General features: G+C 61.1%; 21 protein-coding genes. 14 read left to right on the forward strand and 7 right to left on the reverse strand.

All coding sequences use genetic code 11. The features are described 5' to 3' along the window. Nucleotides 1–57 precede the first annotated feature (57 nt). From ACIGHL_RS12185 to ACIGHL_RS12195, 3 genes are all read right to left on the reverse strand, one after another. Nucleotides 58–699, reverse strand: coding sequence for an oxidoreductase (locus ACIGHL_RS12185; RefSeq protein WP_216707132.1), 642 nt, complete (start codon nt 697–699; stop codon nt 58–60). A 20-nt stretch (nt 700–719) separates the two neighbouring features. Next, nucleotides 720–2,399 (reverse strand): C13 family peptidase, encoded by a 1,680-nt coding sequence (locus ACIGHL_RS12190; RefSeq protein ID WP_446697607.1) that lies wholly within the window; start codon nt 2,397–2,399, stop codon nt 720–722. A gap of 71 nt (nt 2,400–2,470) precedes the next feature. Then, nucleotides 2,471–2,926 (reverse strand): MaoC family dehydratase, encoded by a 456-nt coding sequence (locus ACIGHL_RS12195; RefSeq protein WP_045424027.1) that lies wholly within the window; start codon nt 2,924–2,926, stop codon nt 2,471–2,473. Nucleotides 2,927–3,107: 181 nt separating this feature from the next. On the opposite strand from ACIGHL_RS12195, the gene ACIGHL_RS12200 reads away from it, so the two are divergent. Genes ACIGHL_RS12200 through ACIGHL_RS12210 form a run of 3 tightly spaced genes read left to right on the forward strand, consistent with a single transcriptional unit; the run spans nt 3,108 to nt 4,786 of the window. Then, on the forward strand, nt 3,108–3,470 hold the full coding sequence (locus tag ACIGHL_RS12200; RefSeq protein WP_046161765.1) for a CidA/LrgA family protein: 363 nt from the start codon (nt 3,108–3,110) through the stop codon (nt 3,468–3,470). A gap of 5 nt (nt 3,471–3,475) precedes the next feature. Next, the gene (locus tag ACIGHL_RS12205; RefSeq protein ID WP_177327055.1) at nt 3,476–4,186 is read left to right on the forward strand and encodes an LrgB family protein; all 711 of its coding nucleotides are present in this window, start codon (nt 3,476–3,478) and stop codon (nt 4,184–4,186) included. Nucleotides 4,187–4,195: 9 nt separating this feature from the next. After that, the gene (locus ACIGHL_RS12210) at nt 4,196–4,786 is read left to right on the forward strand and encodes an LON peptidase substrate-binding domain-containing protein (RefSeq protein ID WP_216707135.1); all 591 of its coding nucleotides are present in this window, start codon (nt 4,196–4,198) and stop codon (nt 4,784–4,786) included. A gap of 30 nt (nt 4,787–4,816) precedes the next feature. Here ACIGHL_RS12210 and ACIGHL_RS12215 read toward each other — a convergent pair whose 3' ends face one another. Continuing rightward, nucleotides 4,817–6,136 (reverse strand): bifunctional DedA family/phosphatase PAP2 family protein, encoded by a 1,320-nt coding sequence (locus tag ACIGHL_RS12215; protein ID WP_216707136.1) that lies wholly within the window; start codon nt 6,134–6,136, stop codon nt 4,817–4,819. Nucleotides 6,137–6,395: 259 nt separating this feature from the next. Here ACIGHL_RS12215 and ACIGHL_RS12220 point away from each other — a divergent pair, with 259 nt between their 5' ends. From ACIGHL_RS12220 to lipB, 11 genes are all read left to right on the forward strand, one after another. Continuing rightward, complete coding sequence (locus ACIGHL_RS12220) at nt 6,396–7,661, forward strand: glutamate-5-semialdehyde dehydrogenase (RefSeq protein WP_216707259.1); 1,266 nt, start codon at nt 6,396–6,398, stop codon at nt 7,659–7,661. Beyond that, nucleotides 7,661–8,320 (forward strand): nicotinate-nucleotide adenylyltransferase, encoded by a 660-nt coding sequence (nadD, locus tag ACIGHL_RS12225; protein WP_216707137.1) that lies wholly within the window; start codon nt 7,661–7,663, stop codon nt 8,318–8,320. The genes ACIGHL_RS12220 and nadD overlap by 1 nt, the downstream gene beginning before the upstream one ends. Before the next feature lie 14 nt (nt 8,321–8,334). After that, on the forward strand, nt 8,335–8,694 hold the full coding sequence (rsfS, locus tag ACIGHL_RS12230) for a ribosome silencing factor (RefSeq protein ID WP_045424039.1): 360 nt from the start codon (nt 8,335–8,337) through the stop codon (nt 8,692–8,694). 7 nt (nt 8,695–8,701) lie between these two features. Further along, nucleotides 8,702–9,169 (forward strand): 23S rRNA (pseudouridine(1915)-N(3))-methyltransferase RlmH, encoded by a 468-nt coding sequence (gene rlmH / locus ACIGHL_RS12235; RefSeq protein ID WP_216707138.1) that lies wholly within the window; start codon nt 8,702–8,704, stop codon nt 9,167–9,169. 16 nt (nt 9,170–9,185) lie between these two features. Then, nucleotides 9,186–11,075 (forward strand): penicillin-binding protein 2, encoded by a 1,890-nt coding sequence (gene mrdA / locus ACIGHL_RS12240; RefSeq protein WP_216707139.1) that lies wholly within the window; start codon nt 9,186–9,188, stop codon nt 11,073–11,075. Between the two features lie 38 nt (nt 11,076–11,113). Continuing rightward, nucleotides 11,114–12,217 carry a rod shape-determining protein RodA gene (rodA, locus tag ACIGHL_RS12245; protein WP_216707260.1) on the forward strand — a complete coding sequence of 368 codons (1,104 nt, stop codon included), beginning with the start codon at nt 11,114–11,116 and terminating at the stop codon, nt 12,215–12,217. A 146-nt stretch (nt 12,218–12,363) separates the two neighbouring features. Then, nucleotides 12,364–13,248 (forward strand): lytic murein transglycosylase B, encoded by an 885-nt coding sequence (gene mltB, locus ACIGHL_RS12250; protein WP_241509170.1) that lies wholly within the window; start codon nt 12,364–12,366, stop codon nt 13,246–13,248. Beyond that, nucleotides 13,245–14,228 carry a septal ring lytic transglycosylase RlpA family protein gene (locus tag ACIGHL_RS12255; protein ID WP_128120702.1) on the forward strand — a complete coding sequence of 328 codons (984 nt, stop codon included), beginning with the start codon at nt 13,245–13,247 and terminating at the stop codon, nt 14,226–14,228. Before mltB ends, ACIGHL_RS12255 begins: the two co-directional genes overlap by 4 nt. A gap of 74 nt (nt 14,229–14,302) precedes the next feature. Then, the gene (locus ACIGHL_RS12260; RefSeq protein ID WP_128120703.1) at nt 14,303–15,460 is read left to right on the forward strand and encodes a D-alanyl-D-alanine carboxypeptidase family protein; all 1,158 of its coding nucleotides are present in this window, start codon (nt 14,303–14,305) and stop codon (nt 15,458–15,460) included. A 60-nt stretch (nt 15,461–15,520) separates the two neighbouring features. After that, a complete protein-coding gene (locus ACIGHL_RS12265) occupies nt 15,521–15,805 on the forward strand; it encodes a DUF493 domain-containing protein (RefSeq protein ID WP_045424051.1) in 285 nt (94 codons plus the stop codon). A 61-nt stretch (nt 15,806–15,866) separates the two neighbouring features. After that, nucleotides 15,867–16,523, forward strand: a complete 657-nt coding sequence (gene lipB, locus ACIGHL_RS12270; RefSeq protein WP_128120704.1) for a lipoyl(octanoyl) transferase LipB — start codon at nt 15,867–15,869, stop codon at nt 16,521–16,523. A gap of 92 nt (nt 16,524–16,615) precedes the next feature. Here the strand turns inward: lipB and lipA are convergent, their stop codons facing one another. From lipA to arfA, 3 genes are all read right to left on the reverse strand, one after another. Then, on the reverse strand, nt 16,616–17,668 hold the full coding sequence (gene lipA, locus ACIGHL_RS12275) for a lipoyl synthase (RefSeq protein WP_045424055.1): 1,053 nt from the start codon (nt 17,666–17,668) through the stop codon (nt 16,616–16,618). 276 nt (nt 17,669–17,944) lie between these two features. Further along, complete coding sequence (locus ACIGHL_RS12280; protein ID WP_128120705.1) at nt 17,945–19,246, reverse strand: lytic murein transglycosylase; 1,302 nt, start codon at nt 19,244–19,246, stop codon at nt 17,945–17,947. A gap of 60 nt (nt 19,247–19,306) precedes the next feature. Next, entirely contained in the window at nt 19,307–19,465 is a 159-nt protein-coding gene (gene arfA, locus ACIGHL_RS12285) for an alternative ribosome rescue factor ArfA (protein WP_128120706.1), read from the reverse strand. Nucleotides 19,466–19,613 lie beyond the last annotated feature (148 nt).

The following is a 19,613-nucleotide window of genomic DNA, read 5'->3' on the forward strand; positions in this document are numbered from 1 at the left end:
AGCCAGAAAAATGCGTGATTTACAAGCTGCGCGCGGCATTAGCGCAGCTTGAAACGGTTACCGGCCCAGTCTTCGCAGTTCGTCTGACTCAACCACCCGCGTACCTTCGCTTTCCTCCAGCGCCAGGCGCCAGAGCGCACGCGCCAAAGTGCAGGCCGAGATACCCCGGTATTTGCCGGGCAACAGATAGGAGAGCGGGGCGGTCAGCCGTTCGACTGGGCGGACCTGCATGCGTGGCCCGAGCAGCTGCGAAGGTCGCACGATGGTCAGTTGCGGCCAGTTCTGGGCGCGTAGCGCCTGCTCCATCTCGCCTTTGACACGGCAGTAAAAAATAGAACTGGCGGGGTCGGCCCCCAGCGAGCTGATTACCAGCAGGTGTCGCGCGCCCATCTCCCGGGCGCGTTTGGCGAAGGCGATAACCAGATCATGGTCGATGGCGCGAAAGGCGTCCTGGCTGCCTGCTTCCTTCAGTGTGCTACCCAGGCAGCAAAACGCGGTGTCGATGTCACCCGACAGCTCCGGCAGCAGCGTCTGCAGCGGGCCAATCGGGTTCTCAAGCCGCGGGTGTGTGGCTAATTGCCTGCGGCTTGGGGCGAGCACGCACTCTACTGTGGGTTCGTTGAGCAGCCGGTCGAGCAGGTGCTCGCCGGTTAGCCCGGTGGCGCCGGCAAGCAAAATACGCTGTGGCGTCAGATACATGGTTTGGCTTCCTGTGACGATCAGTCAGATGGCGCTGGTTGCTGTCTGCTCAGCACTCGCCAGCGTTCGACAACCTGCTCGGGCGCCCATATCTGCGGCTCCGAAGCTTGATAGTGGTCGGCTTGTTCCCGTTCGGCAACCCTCGCCTGTGCCAGCGTGAATGCCTGCACAATATCCGGAGTTTCCTGCAAGGCCTCGGCAAATAGAGCGCGGCCGAAGTAGGTGAAGTCACTCTCCTCGGAGCAGCCAAACGACACGCGGTCGGCACGAGCTGCGGTAATGATGAGCGTGTTGGGGCTTTTCAGCGGCTCGATGAACCCGCCGGAATAGCAGGCAGAGATGACAATGATCTTGTTGCGTTCGGCAAGTGGCTGCATCAGCGCCGACAGGTCCGCGGCTGGCAAGTCCTCCAGCGCCAGCCGGGGTTGCGCGAGGACCAACTGATGGTCTGCCGAGCCGTGACTGGTCAAGTAGATGAAGATCAGGTCTTCCGGGCCGCTGCGCTCGGCCAGCCGGGCAATCGCGCGGGAAAGGTTTTCGCGAGTAGCCAATGGCCGGTCGGTGAAGTGGTCGCGGTGGTTGACCAAACTGATCTGACCGCGGGCGGCAAAACGTTCAGCCAGCAGGTCGTCCACGTAGTCGACTTCGCGCAGAAACACGCTTTGCTGTCCATCGCCTGCCAGGGTCAGGCTGTAGAGCTCTGCCGCCGGGGTCGATGGTGGCACTGCGTCAAGAGCGTCCGCCAACAGCTGGCCCTGGTGCAGCAGGCCTATCTCCAGTGGGTCGGCGAGGCGCTTGCCTTGAGCATCCTGGCTTAGGCGGCCGGCCCGCCACGTACCGCTCCGCTTGGTGCCGTCAGCGAGGATGAAGGTTCCCGGCCCATCGAACTGGCCTGCCTGGAAACGACCGACATACTGAGCGCCGTCCGGCTGGCGCAGATCACCTTCGCCGTTGTACTGCCAGCGTGTGAACTGTCCGCTGTAGTGCGTACCATCGATGCCGACATATTCGCCGTTGCCGCTTAGTTCGCCGTGTTTGAACGTGCCTTTCCAGACATTTCCGGCAGCATCTTCGTAGCGCCCCTGGCCATGGAAAAGGTCGTCCTGAAACTGGCCCAGGTAATGCTCGCCGCCGTTGCTACGGTAGAGGCCATCACCGCTGAGTCGGCCGTCGGTGAAGGTGCCGCTGAATACTCCACTGCCGTCGCTGCGGGTGCCCTCGCCATTGGGCTGGCCACTGGCAAACGCGCCTTCATAGCTGATGTCCTCTGCCTCCTGCAATTTCCCGGTGCCGTGATAGAGGCCGTCCTTGAACCCACCTTCGTAGCTCAGGCCGGGTTCGCTGTAGCGGCCCGTGCCGTTGAGGCTTCCCTGCTCGAAATGCCCTTCGTAGACTCCACCGGTGGCGTAGCTGAAGCGGCCCTGGCCATTGAACAGACCTTGTTTGAAGGAGCCTTCGTAACGGTCTCCATTAGCGCCTTGCCAGACGCCTTGACCGTGCCACTGTCCATCCTTGAACGATCCGAGGTAATGGCTGCCGTTGGGGTAGTCGATACGCCCTTCGCCCTGCAGCAGGCCATCGATGACCTCGCCCCGGTAACGACCACCATCAGGCAGCACGGCGTCGGCAGGCAACAACGGTTCGCCATCACCGCAGGCGGTCAAAAAACACGCGAACAGAAGTGGAGCGAGTTGGCGCATGCGGCTATCCAGAGGGGCGACGCCGCAGTATGCCGCAAACTCAGCGGGGTGCGGCAACGGCGCCCGTCTGGTCAGACAAAGCAGAGCGCCAGGGTCTCAGCAATGTAGGCGGGCTTTTCCACGCCCTCGATTTCCATCACGGCGCGCGACTTGAGCAGCCACTGTCCTGGATTCTTCTCGTAGGCGTCGAGTAGCGTCGCTGCAACGCGAACACGCGAGCCGACCCTGACTGGCTGGATGAAACGCAGGCTATCGAGCCCGTAGTTGACGCCCATCTTGGTTCCTTCAGGACGAATCATCAGTTCGTCCATCAACATCGGCAATAGCGAAAGCGACAGGAAGCCGTGGGCGATGGTGCCACCGAACGGGGTTTGCGCAGCTTTCTCCGGGTCGATGTGGATGAACTGGTGATCACCAGTGCAATCGGCGAACTGGTCGACTCGCTGCTGATCGACGGTGAACCATTCGGAGTGGCCTAGCTCTTTGCCAATGTAGTCCTTGAGTTCTGCTACGGGTACTTGCGGCATATATCCTCCGGTGTTTGTTGTTTTGTGCGGATGTGACGCAACGCTAGATCAGCACGCAGCCGAGGGCGAATCAACCAAGCATGGTTCGTGCGAATGGCGCGCCATAGGCTGATAGGGAGCTGTTACGAGTGTCGTTGTGGCGAGATGCTTATAATTGCGCTCCTTTGCTCTGGAGGCTTCCATGCTGCTACGCGGACTAACCTGGCTGCTGCTGTTCCAACTGCTTGGCACTGCGCTCAACGTAATGGTTCTGCCAATGCTTCCGGGGCCAATCATCGGCTTGCTGTTGCTGTTCGTAGCGCTGCTGGCTCGCGGGCAAGCGAGTGAATCGCTGCAGGTCGCGGCGAGTAGTCTGTTGCGTTATCTGCCCCTGTTGCTGGTGCCGCCCGCTGTGGGTGTGATGGCCTACACCGGGGCGATTCTCGAGGATTTCTGGGCCATCGTCGGCGTACTGGTGCTCTCGCTGGTGGTGTCGTTGGTGTTTACCGGCTGGCTGATGCAAACGCTGATTCGCCGTCAGCAGCGCAAGGCAGGTCGCGCATGATCGCGATGCAGTGGCAGGCGGCTTGGGATGCGGTCATTCATCACCCCTTGTTTGGCGTGGCGATCACCTTGGCGGCTTTTCAGCTGGCCTATGCGGCCTACGAAAAAACCCGCTGGGTATTTCTGCAGCCAGTGCTGGTGTCGATGGTGGTGGTGGTCGGTACGCTTGTGCTCTGCGGTCTGAGCTATGAGGAGTACCGCGACAGCGCCCAGATGCTGACCGTGCTCCTCGGGCCAACCACCGTGGCACTCGCCGTGCCGCTGTACCTGAATCTGCGGAGGATCCGCGAACTGTTCGGGCCTATCATGCTCACCCTGCTACTGGCCGGCACTGGCGCTACGGCGCTGGGCATGACGCTGGCCTGGGCCTTTGGTGCCGACCAGATGATCCTGATGACTCTGGCGCCCAAGTCGGTTACCTCGCCTATCGCCATGCTGGTGGCCGAGCAGATCGGCGGTGTGGTGGCGCTGGCAGCTGTCTTCGTGATGATCACGGGTATCATCGGTGCGATCATCGGCCCGGAACTGTTGCGCAGGTTTGGCGTTCAGCATCCTGCCGCCCGAGGCATGGCGCTGGGTCTGACTGCGCATGCGGTGGGGACTGCCCAGGCGTTGCAGGAAGGCGACGAGTGCGGCGCGTTTGCAGCACTGGCCATGAGCCTGATGGGCGTGATGACCGCAGTGCTGCTGCCTTTGGCCGTGCTGATGCTGTCGTGAGGAGTTTGAATGAAGCTACCGTTGTTTCCGCTCGATACCGTTTTGTTTCCTGGGTGCACCCTTGATCTGCAGCTCTTCGAGGCGCGCTATCTGGATATGGTCAGCAGCTGCATGAAGGCCGGACATGGATTCGGTGTGGTGCGTCTCATCGAAGGCAGTGAGGTGGGCGTGGCGCCGAGCGAATATGCCCTGACCGGCTGTGAGGCGTTGATTCGCGATTGGCAACAGCGCCCTAATGGCCTGCTGGGCATACGAGTCGAGGGCGGCCGTCGCTTCGATGTGTTGTCGGCCGAGGTGCAGCGTGATCAGTTGACCGTTGCCGAGATCAACTGGCGCGAGGAGGGGGACGACCTGCCGCTGAACGATGAGCATCTTGATCTGGCTATTCTGCTGGAGGCGCTCGGTCAGCATCCGCTGGTTGAGGCCTTAGGGATGGGCAGTGCCGCGCAGGGCCAGCGCTCACTGGCACATCAGCTGGCCTACCTGCTGCCCTTTCAGCCGGAGCAGAAAATCGAACTGTTGCAGCTTGACGATCCAGCGCTGCAATTGCAGCGAATTCAGCGCTGGCTGGAGCAGCTGCAGGGCGAGGCGGTCGAATAAATGTACGGTTTCTGAATGGGGTTGGCGGCACTACTGGTAGCGATACAGCAGCATGGCACCTGGCAATGCCCAGATCGCAAAGGCGCCAATCAGTCCCAGGGTGGCCGGCAGGATCAGCCACCATATTTTCGGCGACAGTGCCGGCATCGGTGCGCGCCATTGCACAAGGGTCAGGCTCGCGGCGCAAATGCTGGCTGCCAACACCGCGCCAGCGATCACATCGGTTGGCCAGTGAACGCCGAGATAGACACGCGACAGTGCAATTGCGGTGGCCGGCAAGACGCCCAATAGCACCCAGGCCAGGCGCAGGCGCGGTGGCTGGCCCCTGCCAGCGAGAACACCAAGGGTGAGAAAAAAGGCGAATGCTGCCGAGCTGTGACCGCTGGGGAAGCTGAAACTGTGCAGGGGCTCCAGCAGAATTTCCGGGCGGATGCGGCCGAAGGTCGTTTTAAGTGCGCCGTTGGCCAACGCGGTGCCCAGCAGCGTGAGAATGCTGAACACCGCAGCGCGCCACTGTTTCGTGGCGATCAACAACAGACTCAGCAACACGGCGGCCCACAGCTGGGTTTGGAAGTCGCCGGCTCGTGTGACCACGACCATGAAACGGTCGAAGATCGGGCTGCGCTCGCCCTGAATGACCGTCATCAGCCCTTCGTCGAGTTCCACCAAATAGGGCCAACCAATGAACAGTCCAATCAGAACGGCTGCGCTGAGGCCGGCGGCAAGCGGGGTCACCCAGCGCATCTGATGCAGACTGCCATGCACCACGCCGCCGACGAGCAGAAGCAGAGCGGCGGTTACAACGCCCGCCTCGCTCCAGAAACCCTCTGGCAAGGGCAGTCGCACGGCTGCACCCGCCGCCCAGCCCGGCAGCAGATAGGCCATCGACCACCCAGCCGCGGCGACTAGGCTGACCAGGAGAAAGCGTCCGAACGGCATGTCGAGCATGCCCGCGGTCACCGGCAACATGGGTCGCAGCGGACCAATGAAGCGTCCTACAAGCAGACTGGCAATGCCGTAGCGCTCGAAGTACAACTCGGCGCGTGTCAGCCATTCTGGGTGGTCGCGCAGGCCACGGAGACTGCGAATATTCTGATGGTAGCGGCGTCCCAGCCCGTATGAGAGCAGGTCGCCAAGTAGACCGCCGGCATAGCCGAGGAGCAGTGTCTCGCCGAGGCTCAGCACGCCACTGCCGGCGACGACCGCGATGGCAAACACCAGTACGGTGCCGGGCATCAGCAAGCCAATAATGGCGAGGCATTCGAGGCAGGCGACTAAAAACAGGCTAAGGCCAAGCCATTGTGGGTGCTCAGTGAGCCAATTAGAGAGTGCGGTAAGCCATTCCGGCATGGTTGTTTTCCTTGGTCCGAAACGCTTCGACCCGGCACCTGGCGCCCGGGTTTCAAGCGTCTGGTCATGATAACGCTGGGAATTGCCTGGAGCGGTGACTGATCAAACGGCGGATTTCGACGCGCTTGAGTGGTCAGGGGCACATTCGGTGGCGTGACTGCAGTCGGATGCTTTTCTGCCATTCGCCCGGCGCCGCTGTGCGTGAGGCGCGTGGGTGGCTATAATCAGCCGCTTTCCCTTCAGTCAGGCCAGCCAGACCATGACCGAGTCCGTACTCGACTACATGACCCGCCTCGGTCGCGCCGCGCGCGAGGCGTCGCGGGTGCTAGCGCGTGCCACCACAGCGCAGAAGAACCGGGCCTTGCAAGCCGCCGCCGCCGCGCTTGACGCCGCGCGTGAGGAGCTGGTTCGTGCTAATCGTGAGGACCTCGAGGCTGGGCGTGCCAATGGTCTGGATGAGGCCATGCTCGATCGGCTGGCGCTTACGCCGGCGCGCATCGACGACATGATCGAGGGGCTGCGCCAGGTCGCGAACCTGCCTGACCCCATCGGTGAGATACGCGACATGCGCTACCTGCCTTCTGGCATTCAGGTTGGCAAGATGCGCGTGCCGCTGGGCGTGGTTGGGATCATCTACGAGTCACGGCCCAACGTGACCATCGATGCCGCCAGTCTGTGTCTCAAGTCGGGCAACGCCACTATTTTGCGCGGCGGCTCGGAAGCGATCCATTCGAACCAGGCCATTGCTCGCTGCATTCAACTGGGCCTGGCCGAGGCCCAGCTGCCAGCTGCTGCGGTGCAGGTTGTCGAGACCACCGACCGAGCCGCCGTTGGGGCATTGATCACCATGCCGGAATACGTGGATGTGATCGTGCCGCGCGGCGGTAAGGGGCTGATCGAGCGCATCAGTCGCGATGCCAAGGTGCCGGTGATCAAGCATCTGGACGGAATCTGCCACGTGTTCATCGATCAGGCGGCCGACCTCGACAAGGCTGTCCGCATCGCCGACAACGCCAAGACCCAGCGCTATGCGCCGTGCAACACCATGGAAACGCTGTTGGTTCATGCATCCATCGCCGCTCGTGTGTTGCCGCCGCTGGCAGCGATCTATCGGGAGAAGGGCGTCGAGTTGCGTGGTTGCCCGAGGACCTGTGAATTGCTCGGTAGCGATGTGTTAGCTGCGAGCGAAGAGGATTGGTCCACCGAATACAACGCGCCGATCCTGTCAATCCGCATTGTCGATTCCCTGGATGAAGCCATCCAGCACATCAATCGCTACGGTTCGCAGCACACTGACGCGATCGTCACGGAAAACTTCACCGATGCGCGGCGCTTCATTACTGAGGTCGATTCGGCGTCGGTAATGATCAACGCCTCCACTCGTTTTGCCGATGGCTTCGAGTACGGGTTGGGCGCTGAGATCGGCATTTCCACCGATAAACTGCACGCCCGTGGTCCGGTCGGCCTGGAAGGACTGACCAGCGAGAAGTACCTGGTATTCGGCGACGGCCACGTGCGTACTTGATGAGGGCAATTGGCACCCCTCGGCGCATCGGCCTTCTCGGTGGCACCTTTGACCCGGTGCATATCGGGCATTTACGCGGCGCTCTGGAAGTGGCGGAGATGGTCGGGCTTGACGAGGTTCGCCTGGTCCCCAACTACCGACCGCCGCACCGTGAAACGCCATACAGCACTGCGCAGGATCGCTTGAGCATGGTTCGGCTGGCGGTGCAGGACTTGGCTCCGCTTTCGGTCGATGCACGCGAGTTGGAGCGTGACAAGCCGTCTTACACCGTCGACACGCTGGAGTCTTTGCGTGCCGAGCTGGATGATGACGATCAGGTCTTTCTGATCATGGGTTGGGACGCCTTCTGCGGGCTTCCCAGTTGGCATCGCTGGGATCAGCTGCTCGATCATTGCCATATTCTGGTCATGCAGCGGCCGGATGCCGACAGCGAGTCGCCGGAAGCACTGCGGGACCTGCTGGCGGCACGCAGCGTGAACGATCCGCTGACGCTTACCGGCAGCGGTGGGCAAATTGCTTTCGTCTGGCAGGCCCCGCTAGGGGTGTCGGCAACACGTATTCGTCAATTTCTGGCCAGCGGCCGGTCTGTACGCTTTCTCGTACCGGACGCCGTGCTGGCTTATATCAACGCGCACGGACTGTACCGGGCGTCGAACTGAGGTTGTTTCACACTATGCAAAATGATTCTTTGGCTCAGCTGGCCGTTAGTGCCCTGGAAGATCTGAAAGGCACCGATATCACGACTATCGATGTCCGTGGCAAGACCAGCGTCACCGACTTCATGGTTATCGCTAGCGGCACGTCCAGCCGTCACGTGAAATCGCTCGCCGAGAACGTGCTCGAGAAGGTCAAGGAGCAGGGCGTACGCCCGCTTGGTAGCGAAGGCCTGGACGGCGGCGAATGGGCTCTGCTCGACCTCGGGGATGTGGTGGTGCATGTGATGCAGGTGCCAACTCGCCAGTTCTACGATCTCGAGCGCCTCTGGCAGGGCGCCGAGCAGAGCCGTGCGCAGCACGCGGGCGAGCAGGAATAGTCGATCCGTGCGGATCAAGCTGATTGCGGTGGGTTCGAAGATGCCGCGCTGGGTGGAGGACGGTTGGCAAGAATATGCCAAGCGCCTGCCATCTGAGCTGCCTTTGGAGCTTCATGAAATATCGCTTAACACCCGTGGCAAGAATGCCGACGTGGCGCGGTTGATTCGTCAGGAGGGCGAGGCCATGCTGGCGAAGGTGCAACCCGGCGAGCGCATCGTCACGCTTGAAGTGACGGGGCGGCCATGGAGCACCGAGCAACTGGCTGGCGAGCTGGAGCGATGGCGGCTCGATGCGCGCAATGTCAACCTGATGGTTGGCGGACCGGAGGGCCTGGCGCCCGAAGTTTGCGCGCGGAGTGAGCAACGCTGGTCGCTGTCGCCGTTGACCTTGCCACATCCGCTGGTGCGCATTCTTATCGGCGAGCAGATCTATCGCGCCTGGACGTTGCTGTCGGGTCACCCTTACCACAAGTAGTACAGCCAAACCCAAGATGTCCAAGTCGATCCCTCTCCAAGACCACGAAAAGGACGCCCGCCTGGTGCGTCAGCGGGTGATTGTGGGCGGGGTTTTGGTGCTGCTCCTGATCGGCGCCTTGATTGCGCGGCTTTACTACCTGCAGGTCGTGCAGTACGAGCATCACTCGACGCTATCCGAAAGCAACCGTGTTCACGTCCAGCCGATTCCACCGAATCGCGGGCTGATTTTCGACCGGACTGGCAAACTCATCGCCGACAACCGGCCGAGCTTCAGTCTTACGGTGACTCGCGAGCGAGCTGAAGATTGGCGCAAGACACTCGACACGGTGGTCGAGGTGCTGGAGCTCTCCAGCGAAGAGCGCGCGCTCTTCGAAAAGCGCGTGCTTCAGGGGCGGAGGCCATTCGAGCCGGTGCCGATCATGTACGAGTTGTCGGAAGAGCAGATCGCCCGCATCGCGGTGGATCAGTTCCGTCTGCCCGGCGTGGAGGTGGCGGCGCAACTGGTTCGACACTACCCACAGGGCAAGCATTTCGCGCACTCGGTCGGCTACGTCGGTCGGATCAACGAGGCGGAGGTCAAGCAGCTTGATCCGGTCAACTACAGCGGCACCCACCATATCGGCAAGACCGGCATCGAGCGCTTCTATGAAGATGTCCTGCACGGTCAGGTGGGTTACGAGGAAGTCGAAACCAACGCTCGGGGTCGGGTGCTGCGGGTACTCAAGCGCACCGATCCTATTCCGGGCAAGGACATCACCCTGACGCTCGATCTTGAACTGCAGGAGGCGGCCGAAGCCGCGTTGGCGGGACGTCGCGGCGCCATCGTCGCCTTGCAGCCCTCGACCGGCGAGGTGCTGGCAATGGTCAGCCAGCCCAGCTTCGATCCCAACCTGTTCGTGACCGGCATCAGCTTCAAGGCTTACGGCGAGTTGCGTGACTCGATCGATCAGCCGCTGTTCAACCGGGTCTTGCGCGGGCTGTACCCACCAGGTTCAACCATCAAGCCGATGATGGCGGTGGCTGGGCTGGATACCGGTGTGGTAACCGAGAACAGCCGCGTGTTCGACCCCGGCTTCTTTCAACTGCCCAATGTGAAGCATAAGTATCGGAACTGGAATCGCGGCGGCGACGGCTGGGTGGATCTGGAAACGGCCATCATGCGGTCGAACGACACCTATTTTTACGACCTTGCCCACAAGATGGGCATCGACCGTATGCATGACTACATGAGTCGCTTTGGCCTCGGCCAGCGCGTTGCGTTGGATATGTTCGAGGAAACCGCTGGCCTGATGCCGTCGCGAGACTGGAAGCGTGGGCGTTACCGGCAGGCCTGGTACCCGGGCGAGACCGTTATCCTCGGCATCGGTCAGGGCTACATGCAAACCACTCCGTTGCAGCTGGCCCAGGCGACCGCGCTGATGGCGACCCATGGCAAGTGGATCAGACCGCACCTGGCGAAAAGCATCGAAGGTGAAATGCCTGTCGATCCGGAACCGATGCCTGATATTCAGCTCCGCGATCCAAGTTACTGGGATGCCTCCATCAACGGCATGGTGAAGGTGCTGCACGGCGCCCGCGGCACGGCAAAGAAAGTAGGCGATACCGCCGCATATCTCATCGCCGGCAAAAGCGGTACGGCGCAGGTCGTCGCCATCAAGCAGGGCGAGAAGTATGACAGCGGCAAACTTGCCGAACGCCATCGTGACCACGCCTTGTTCGTCGCTTTCGCCCCGGTGCATGACCCACAGATAGCAGTGGCTGTGATGGTCGAGAACGGTGAGTCCGGGTCTGGCGTCGCCGCTCCGGTGGCCAAGCAGATCATGGACGCCTGGTTGTTGAACGAGGCGGGCGAGCTAAAGGCCGAGTATGCGCCGGCCATGACGGCACAGGGGCCCAAGCCATGAGCGGAACATTCGACCGCACGCTTTCGACCACCGATGTGATGCGTCGTCGGGCGACGCTGTTACAGCGCATGCATATCGATGGGGTGCTGCTCTTGCTTCTGCTGACGCTGGCGGCCGGCAGCTTGTTCGTTCTTTATTCGGCCGGCGGCAAGAACGTGGATCTGCTGATCAAGCAGGCGACTTCCTATGGCTTCGGCCTGGGCGCCATGCTGGTCATCGCCCAGCTGGAGCCCAGATTCATGGCGCGCTGGGTCCCGGCTGGCTACTTGGCGGTTGTAGCGCTGCTGGTCGCGGTGGAGTTCGTCGGATACACCGCGATGGGTGCGACCCGCTGGATCAATATCCCAGGGGTGATTCGCTTCCAGCCGTCCGAGTTCATGAAAATCATCATGCCGATGACCATCGCCTGGTATTTATCTGCGCGCGCATTGCCGCCAGGCATCAAGCACACCATGGTCAGCCTTGGCCTGATCCTCACGCCCTTCGTGCTGATCCTCAAACAACCGGATCTGGGCACTTCCTTGCTGGTGCTGGTCTCCGGTGCTTTCGTGCTGTTCATCGCCGGGCTGCGCTGGCGCTGGATTCTGAGCGCAATTGCGGCGCTGGTGCCGATCGCCGTGGCTATGTGGTATTTCGTTCTGCACAACTACCAGAAACAGCGCGTGCATACATTCCTCGACCCAGAAAGCGACCCGCTGGGAACCGGCTGGAACATCATCCAGTCGAAGGCGGCGATAGGTTCAGGCGGGGTGTTTGGCAAGGGTTGGTTGCTGGGCACCCAGTCCCATCTGGATTTTTTGCCCGAAAGCCATACGGACTTTATCATTGCGGTTCTGGCTGAAGAGTTCGGCCTGGTGGGCGTCTGCCTGCTGCTGCTGCTTTATTTGTTGCTGATTATGCGCGGGCTGGTCATTACCGTTCAGGCGCAGACCCTGTTTGGCAAGTTGCTGGCCGGTGCGCTGACGATGACTTTTTTCGTCTACGTATTCATCAACATCGGCATGGTCAGCGGTCTGTTGCCGGTGGTAGGGGTGCCGTTGCCCTTCATCAGTTTTGGTGGCACTTCATTGGTAACCCTGCTATCAGGGTTCGGGGTTTTGATGTCGATCCACACCCATCGCAAATGGATCGCACAGGTTTGACTAGAGTGAATTTCTTGGATCGATTACGACGTGGCTGGTTGACGCGAGCGCTCTGCGGAGCGGGTCTTTTTGCAGCGTTCGGACATGCTCCGGCGGTTTTTGCGGCAGATTATCAAGGCGAAAAGGTCGCCGATTTTGTGCGCGAAATGACGCAGGACTATGGGTTCGCCAGTGAGCAGGTGATCGAAGTGCTGGCGCAGGCAGAGCGCAAGCAGGTGATTCTCGATGCTATCTCGCGGCCGGCAGAACGCGTCAAGGCGTGGAAAGAATATCGGCCGATCTTCATGACCGATTCACGGGTCGCTCAGGGAGTGGATTTCTGGCGCGAGAACGAGGCGGCGCTGGCGCGCGCCGAACAGGAATTTGGTGTGCCGGCACAGGTCATCGTCGCCATCATCGGTGTCGAAACCTTTTATGGCCGCAACACAGGTAACTATCGCGTCATAGATGCCTTGTCGACCCTGGGCTTCGATTATCCACCGCGCCAGCCATTCTTCCGTCAGCAGCTCAAGGAATTCCTGTTGCTGGCCCGTGAAGAGCAAGTCGACCCTTTGACACTGACCGGTTCTTACGCCGGTGCCATGGGGCTGCCGCAATTCATGCCGAGCAGCTTCCGCGCCTATGCCGTGGATTTCGATGCGGACGGACGTATCGATATCTGGAAGAATCCTGTCGACGCCATCGGCAGCGCAGCCAATTATTTCAAACAGCACGGTTGGACAGCTGGTGCACCGGTGGTGGCGCGGGCCACAGTAAGTGGCGAGCAGCATAGCGAAGGTCTGACCGAGGGGCTTGAACCGGTCCTGAAGGCCGCTGAATTGCGCGAGCTGGGTTGGCAATGGTCGACCGAAACGGAGATGGCCAACGACACTGTGGTAACCGCCTTTCGTCTCGACGGGACCGACGGCGACGAGTACTGGGTCGGCTTGCCCAACTTCTATGTCATTACCCGTTATAACCGCAGCGTGATGTACGCGATGGCAGTCCATCAGCTTTCCGAGCAGTTGCTCCAGGCGCGGGGTGCGCAATGACCTCTCGTTTGCTGGCGGTAGCGACTGTCGCTGTGCTGGTTGTCGGATGCTCGTCGGCGCCGACACCGTCGCCGGCCCCCACCAAAAGTGCAGGTATCAGTGGGCCAGGTGACTACTCGCGGCCGCACAAGGACGGCGCGCCTTGGTGGGATGTCGACGTGTCCCGTATCCCGGACGCAACACCCACGCCGCACAACGGCCCGTTCAAGGCCAATCCCTATACCGTGCTGGGCAAAACCTATTACCCCATCGGTGACGGGCGCAACTATCGGGCGACCGGAACGGCATCCTGGTACGGCACCAAGTTTCATGGTCAGCCGACCGCCAACGGCGAAAAATACGATCTGTACGGCATGAGCGCGGCGCACAAAACGCTGCCGCTGCCCAGCTATGTTCGGGTAACCAACCTCGACAACGGCAAGACAGTGGTGCTGCGGGTCAATGACCGCGGTCCGTTTTACTCGGATCGGATCATCGACCTGTCGTTCGCGGCGGCGAAGAAGCTGGGTTATGCAGAAAACGGGACCGCACGGGTCAAGGTCGAAGGTATCGACCCCGAGCGATGGTGGGCCGAGCGAGGCAGGCCGGCGCCGATGGTCCTGGCCCAGCCGCAAAAAGTCGCCAAACCCTCGGCTGCTGCGCTGGCGCAACCTGTCGAACAATACACGCCGCCACCCACACAGCATGCTGGCGCCACCGTGCCGGTGGAGGTTGAGACCGGCGACAAGCGCGCTGCAAGCGGGACCGGTGTCTATCTCCAGGTCGGTGCGTTTGCCAACCCTGATGCCGCTCAGTTGCTACGCGACAAGCTCAGCAGTCTGACCGAAGCGCCGGTTTTCGTGAGTTCGGTTGTGCACCAAGAGCAGATTCTGCACCGGGTGCGCCTAGGGCCAATCGACTCCCCCGATGAAGCCACACAGCTCGAACAGAGCGTCCGTCTCGCCAATTTGGGAAACCCGCGCAGAGTACGCGGCGATTGAAGGTTCTTCATCGCTGATGGATAAGCGACGCTGACCTGTAACCGTTTTTGCCACACCACCTTTTTGAGAGCGCAATGACTATCACCACCTTCGTGCACCGGCTGTTCCTTCTCACCGTGCTGGCCGTAGCGCCCACCGCCTGGGCCGAGCCGATCATCCCTTCACCGCCACAGCTGGCGGCCAAGTCCTACGTTTTGATGGATGCCGCCAGCGGCAAGGTGCTAGTCGAGAATGCCGGTGACGAGCGCCTGCCGCCCGCCAGTCTGACAAAACTGATGACGGCTTATATCGCCACATTGGAAATCAAGAAGGGGCAGATTTCCGAAAGCGACATGGTGACTATTAGCGAAAAAGCCTGGCGCACCGGTGGCTCGCGGATGTTCATCCAGGTCAATACGCAGGTTTCGGTAGACGATCTGCTGCACGGCATCATTATTCAGTCAGGCAACGACGCCAGCGTCGCTATGGCTGAGCATATCGCCGGCAGCGAAGAGGCCTTTGCCGACCTCATGAACAGCACGGCTCAGCGTTTGGGCATGACCAACACCCACTTCATGAACGCCACAGGGCTGCCTCATCCAGAACACTATTCTTCTGCTGCTGACATGGCCAAACTGGCACGTGCGATCATCTATGAGGATCCGGAGCATTACGACATCTACGCGCAGAAGGAATTCTTCTGGAACAATATCAAACAGCCCAACCGTAACCTTCTGCTATGGCGCGACAAGACCGTAGACGGTTTGAAGACCGGCCATACCGAAGAGGCTGGCTACTGCCTGGTCGCCTCTGCAGTTCGGGATGACATGCGGCTGATCACCGCTGTCTTCGGCACCAACAGCGAGCAGGCACGTGCCGCCGAGACGCAGAAACTGCTGACCTATGGCTTCCGCTTCTTCGAGACCCGGACCTTCTATCAGAAGGGTGTTGAGCTGGCGACGTCCCGTGTCTGGAAAGGGCAGCAGGACCAGGTCAGTGCTGGGCTGGCGAACGACCTGACCATGACGCTGCCGCGTGGGCAGATGGACAAACTCCAGGCCGGCCTTACCTTTAATCCCGAACTCACCGCGCCAATCCAGCAGGGTGATGTAATCGGCAAGGTCGAGGTAAGTCTCGATGGCGAGGTGCTGCAAAGTACTGACCTGATTGCTTTGCAGGCGGTAGAGGAAGGTGGGTTGTTCAGCCGTTTGTGGGATAGCATTCAGCTGTTCTTCTTCAACCTCTTCAACTGAACCTCTGGAGCGCGCCCTCGCTATTCGCCGGGCGCGCTTGCGGATCATGAGTCTGTTGCCATGACCGAAAGCAAAAGCGAAACACAAGCACCCAAGATTGAGTTCCCCTGCGAGCGCTATCCGATCAAGGTGATCGGCGATGCGGGCGAAGGCTTCAGCGAGACGGTGGTAGAAGTGATCCGTCGGCATGCGCCGAATTTTGATGAAACCACGCTGGTAAGCCGCGACAGTCGTAACGGACGTTTTCTATCCGTGCAGGTACTGATTACGGCGACGAGCGTCGAGCAATTGCAAGCGATCCATGTCGATCTGCGCGCCACCGGGCGCGTGCACATGGTGTTGTAATGGGCCGGCATCCCACCAATGCACGTATGGTTGTAAGTCCTCCAGGCGCAAGTGCTTAGTCATGAGTATCTCGCTGCTGGGGGTGCGTGAGCTCGGTCTGGTGGACTATCCCGTCGCCTGGCAAGCCATGCAGCGCTTTACCAACGAACGGCAGCCGGACACTGTTGACGAGATCTGGCTGCTGCAGCATCCGCGGGTGTTCACCCAGGGGCAGGCCGGCAAGGCCGAGCACCTGCTGTTGCCCGGCGATATCCCTGTGATACAGGCTGATCGGGGTGGGCAGGTGACCTATCACGGCCCCGGGCAACTGGTGTGCTACCTGATGCTGGACGTCCGTCGGTTAGGTTTTGGTGTGCGCGAACTCGTCAGCCGCATCGAACAGAGCCTGATCGATTTGCTTGCCAGCTACGATGTGCAGGCCTTGGCCAAACCGGACGCGCCTGGCGTGTACGTCGAGGGCGCGAAGATCGCGTCCCTCGGCCTGCGCATTCGTAACGGACGCTCGTTCCATGGCCTGGCGCTCAATGTGGACATGGACCTGGAACCCTTCGGGCGGATCAATCCTTGCGGCTACGCCGGCATGGCCATGACCCAATTAGCCGATCTGGTTGAGGGGCCGGTAGCCTTTGCCGAGGTTGGTGCCCGCCTGGGTGAACAGCTGGTCAAGCACCTCGGCTACGCGCAGCAGCAGACCCTCACAGGCTCGGCAATAAGCTAGCTAAGCCGGGGCTTATCCTATAGGTCAGCGGGCATGACGGATATAAAACGCCTACCCAGTCAACGCAGAGGGGTAGGCGGTATTCGGCACGATCAGTTCAGATTCAGGGTCGGTATTAGGCTGCTGTCGAACGGCTGGCCCGGTACCGGCACCGGAGCGGCCAAGCCCAGGTTGTTTTTTTCGAACACCCGGTCGGCTCGGTAGCTGGAGCGCACCAGCGGGCCGGCGGCGACTTCCATAAAGCCCTTTTCCAGACCGATATCGCGGAAACGGTTGAATTCTTCGGGGCTGACCCAGCGCTTGACCGGCAGGTGGTTGCGGGTCGGCTGCAGATACTGGCCGAGGGTGAGGATGTCGACGCCGATGGCGCGCAGGTCATCCATCGTCTGCAGCACTTCCTCGTCGCTTTCGCCCAAGCCCAGCATCAGGCTGGTTTTGGTCAGCATCTCCGGGCGATGGCGCTTGGCATGCTCCAGCACGCGCAGGGTCTTCTCGTAGCCGGCGCGAGGGTCGCGCACTTCATGGGTCAGGCGTTTGACCGTCTCGACGTTCTGCGCGAAAACTTCCAGGCCAGAGTCCGCCACGCGTTCGATGGCTTGCAGGTCGCCGTCGAAGTCCGGAGTCAGGGCCTCCACGACCACCTGCGGGGTGCGCTCCTTGATGGCGCGCACACAGGCGGCGTAGTGCGCGGCACCGCCGTCGTCAAGATCGTCACGGTCCACCGAAGTCAGCACGATATAGCGCAGCGCCATGAGCTCCACCGATTTGGCGGTGTTCTGTGGCTCCTCCTGATCCAGCCAGCCGTTGGGGTTGCCGGTATCCACCGCGCAGAAGCGGCACGCGCGGGTGCACACCGAGCCCATCAGCATGATGGTGGCGGTGCCGTTGGACCAGCATTCGCCCATGTTCGGGCAGTGCGATTCCTGGCATACGGTGCTCAGGCGGTGCTCGCCCACGTTGCGCTTGACCGCTTCGAAGCGGCTGCCGCTGGGCGCCTTGACCCGCAGCCACTTGGGTTTGGGTTCGAATACCTGGGGTTCGCTTGAGGCGCGGCGTTTCTGCCCGTCCTTGATCGCGGTGATGCCCTGAGTGGTGCGGAATTTATCGCCGCTGGCAACGGTTTTGGGCTGGGAGATATCGGACATCGGCAATCTGGGCTCCGCTAGAGGCTCCGTGGGACGAGACGGCTTGTGGCCGCCGCGCAGTTTATCACAGGCGCTGACCGGTCAGTCCGCGTGACGAGGCATGCACGGATCGACAGCGCCGCGGCGGGGAGCCGCAGTGGCGATCTGGTCGTGCACGAGTGTTCTATTCGCGTTTACCTGCGTTACCGCGCTTTGCTTGCCAACGAGTGCGAGTCACCCGGCTGCGGAGCCGGGCGGCTTGGGGCAGTGCATGGCCGATGAGTTCGGCCATGCTCGCTAAGGCTCTGCGCGCAGCCGTCCCAGCAATTCCTGCGTCGGATGCCCGTCGGCGGGCCAGCCCAGCTGTTGCTGGAAGCCTCGGATAGCGCTGCGGGTGTTGGCACCGATGATGCCGTCTGCAGTGCCTGGATCGAAGCCTCGGTTTGAAAGGCGTTCCTGCAGTTCGAGCCGCTCTGAGCGGCTCAACGGCTGTTCCCCTTGTGGCCAGCTTGCACGGACCCTGCCGGCGCCATCGAAGCGCTCGGACAGCAGTCCGATCGCCAGCGCATAGGACGATGAATTGTTGTAGCGCAGTATGGCGCGGAAATTATCCAGGACCAGAAATGCTGGGCCTCGGTACCCGGCGGGAAGCAACAACGTCGCGCTTGCGGCATCCATGCTGGTACCTGCCGGCAGTCCGGTCAGTCCCAGTTGACGCCATTCGGATACTGGCTTGCGGATAGCATTGTCAGCCTGTGCGTAGTCGAATCCATCCGGCAAGGTGACTTCGAAACCCCACGGTTGCCCGGCTTTCCAGCCAGAGGCTTGCAGATAATGTGCAGCTGATGCCAGGGCGTCGGCGGTACTGCTCCAGATATCCCGGCGGCCATCGCCGTCGAAATCCACCGCGTGGGTGTTATAGGTGGTCGGGATGAACTGGGTCTGTCCCATGGCGCCGGCCCAGGATCCCCGCAGCTGTTCGGCACTCACATCGCCGTGCTGGAGGATTTCCAAGGCCGCCAACAGCTGACTTTTGGCAAATCCAGGGCGTCGACCCTCGTGTGCCAGTGTGGCGAGCGAACGGATCACGCCCTTGTCGCCCATGATCTGTCCGTAGCTGCTTTCAAGGCCCCAGATCGCGACCAGCGTATTACGATCAACAGCGTAACGCGCTTCTATATCATTCAGCGTCGCTTGGTGCTGCTCGAGCAGACGTCTGCCGCGATCGACACGCTGTTTCGATAGGGCGCCGTCCAGGTACTGCCAGACCGGGCGGGTGAATTCCGGCTGGCTGCGATCAGCGATGATGATGCTTGGATCAGGCGTGACGCCTGCAAAGGCGCGGTCGAATACCTGCGCCGAAATGCCCGCGTTAAGGGCTTGGCTACGAAACCTGTTGCGCCATTCTGCGAAGCTCAGCTGTTCAGGCTCGGCTTCGGATGGCAAGACGGTGAGTTCGACGGTGCTAGGGGGGGGCAGGCTAGCGGAGGCTTGCGCGCTCGGTGCGACCGGTTCGGCGGCGCAGGCGACCATGATGCTCAGGGCTGATCCGGCAATCAGGGTACGCAGCAGCAGGACGGGAACGAAGGTGTAAAGCATGCACCACTCTCGGCAGGTCATCGGCAGATGACATTATCACGCTTTGAGTGACTTGGCTTTTCAAGCCGCCAGAAGGACCGAAGCCTCCCAGTTGGTGGACTGGGAGGCTTCACGGCGGTAGCTGCCTTTGCCTTTTTTCGACTGTTCCTGGCGACTGCGGAACAGGGGTTGAGCCACTAGACTCTTGGCCTTGTTTGGCCGCTTTTGTTGCTTGCTCATCGATTACCCTCTCGGTTGCTATGGATCAGCCGGGGCATCATAGGGACTGTATAAAAAATGTCCAGCCCTGGAGGGCAGGCAACACCTGGCGTTTAGCGCAAATCAGAGAGCCTGACCGCATCTGAGGGCGACATCCACACTGTTTGCT

Origin of the sequence: Pseudomonas sp. NPDC077451 (genome assembly GCF_044543345.1) — a bacterium.
GTDB lineage: Bacteria > Pseudomonadota > Gammaproteobacteria > Pseudomonadales > Pseudomonadaceae > Stutzerimonas.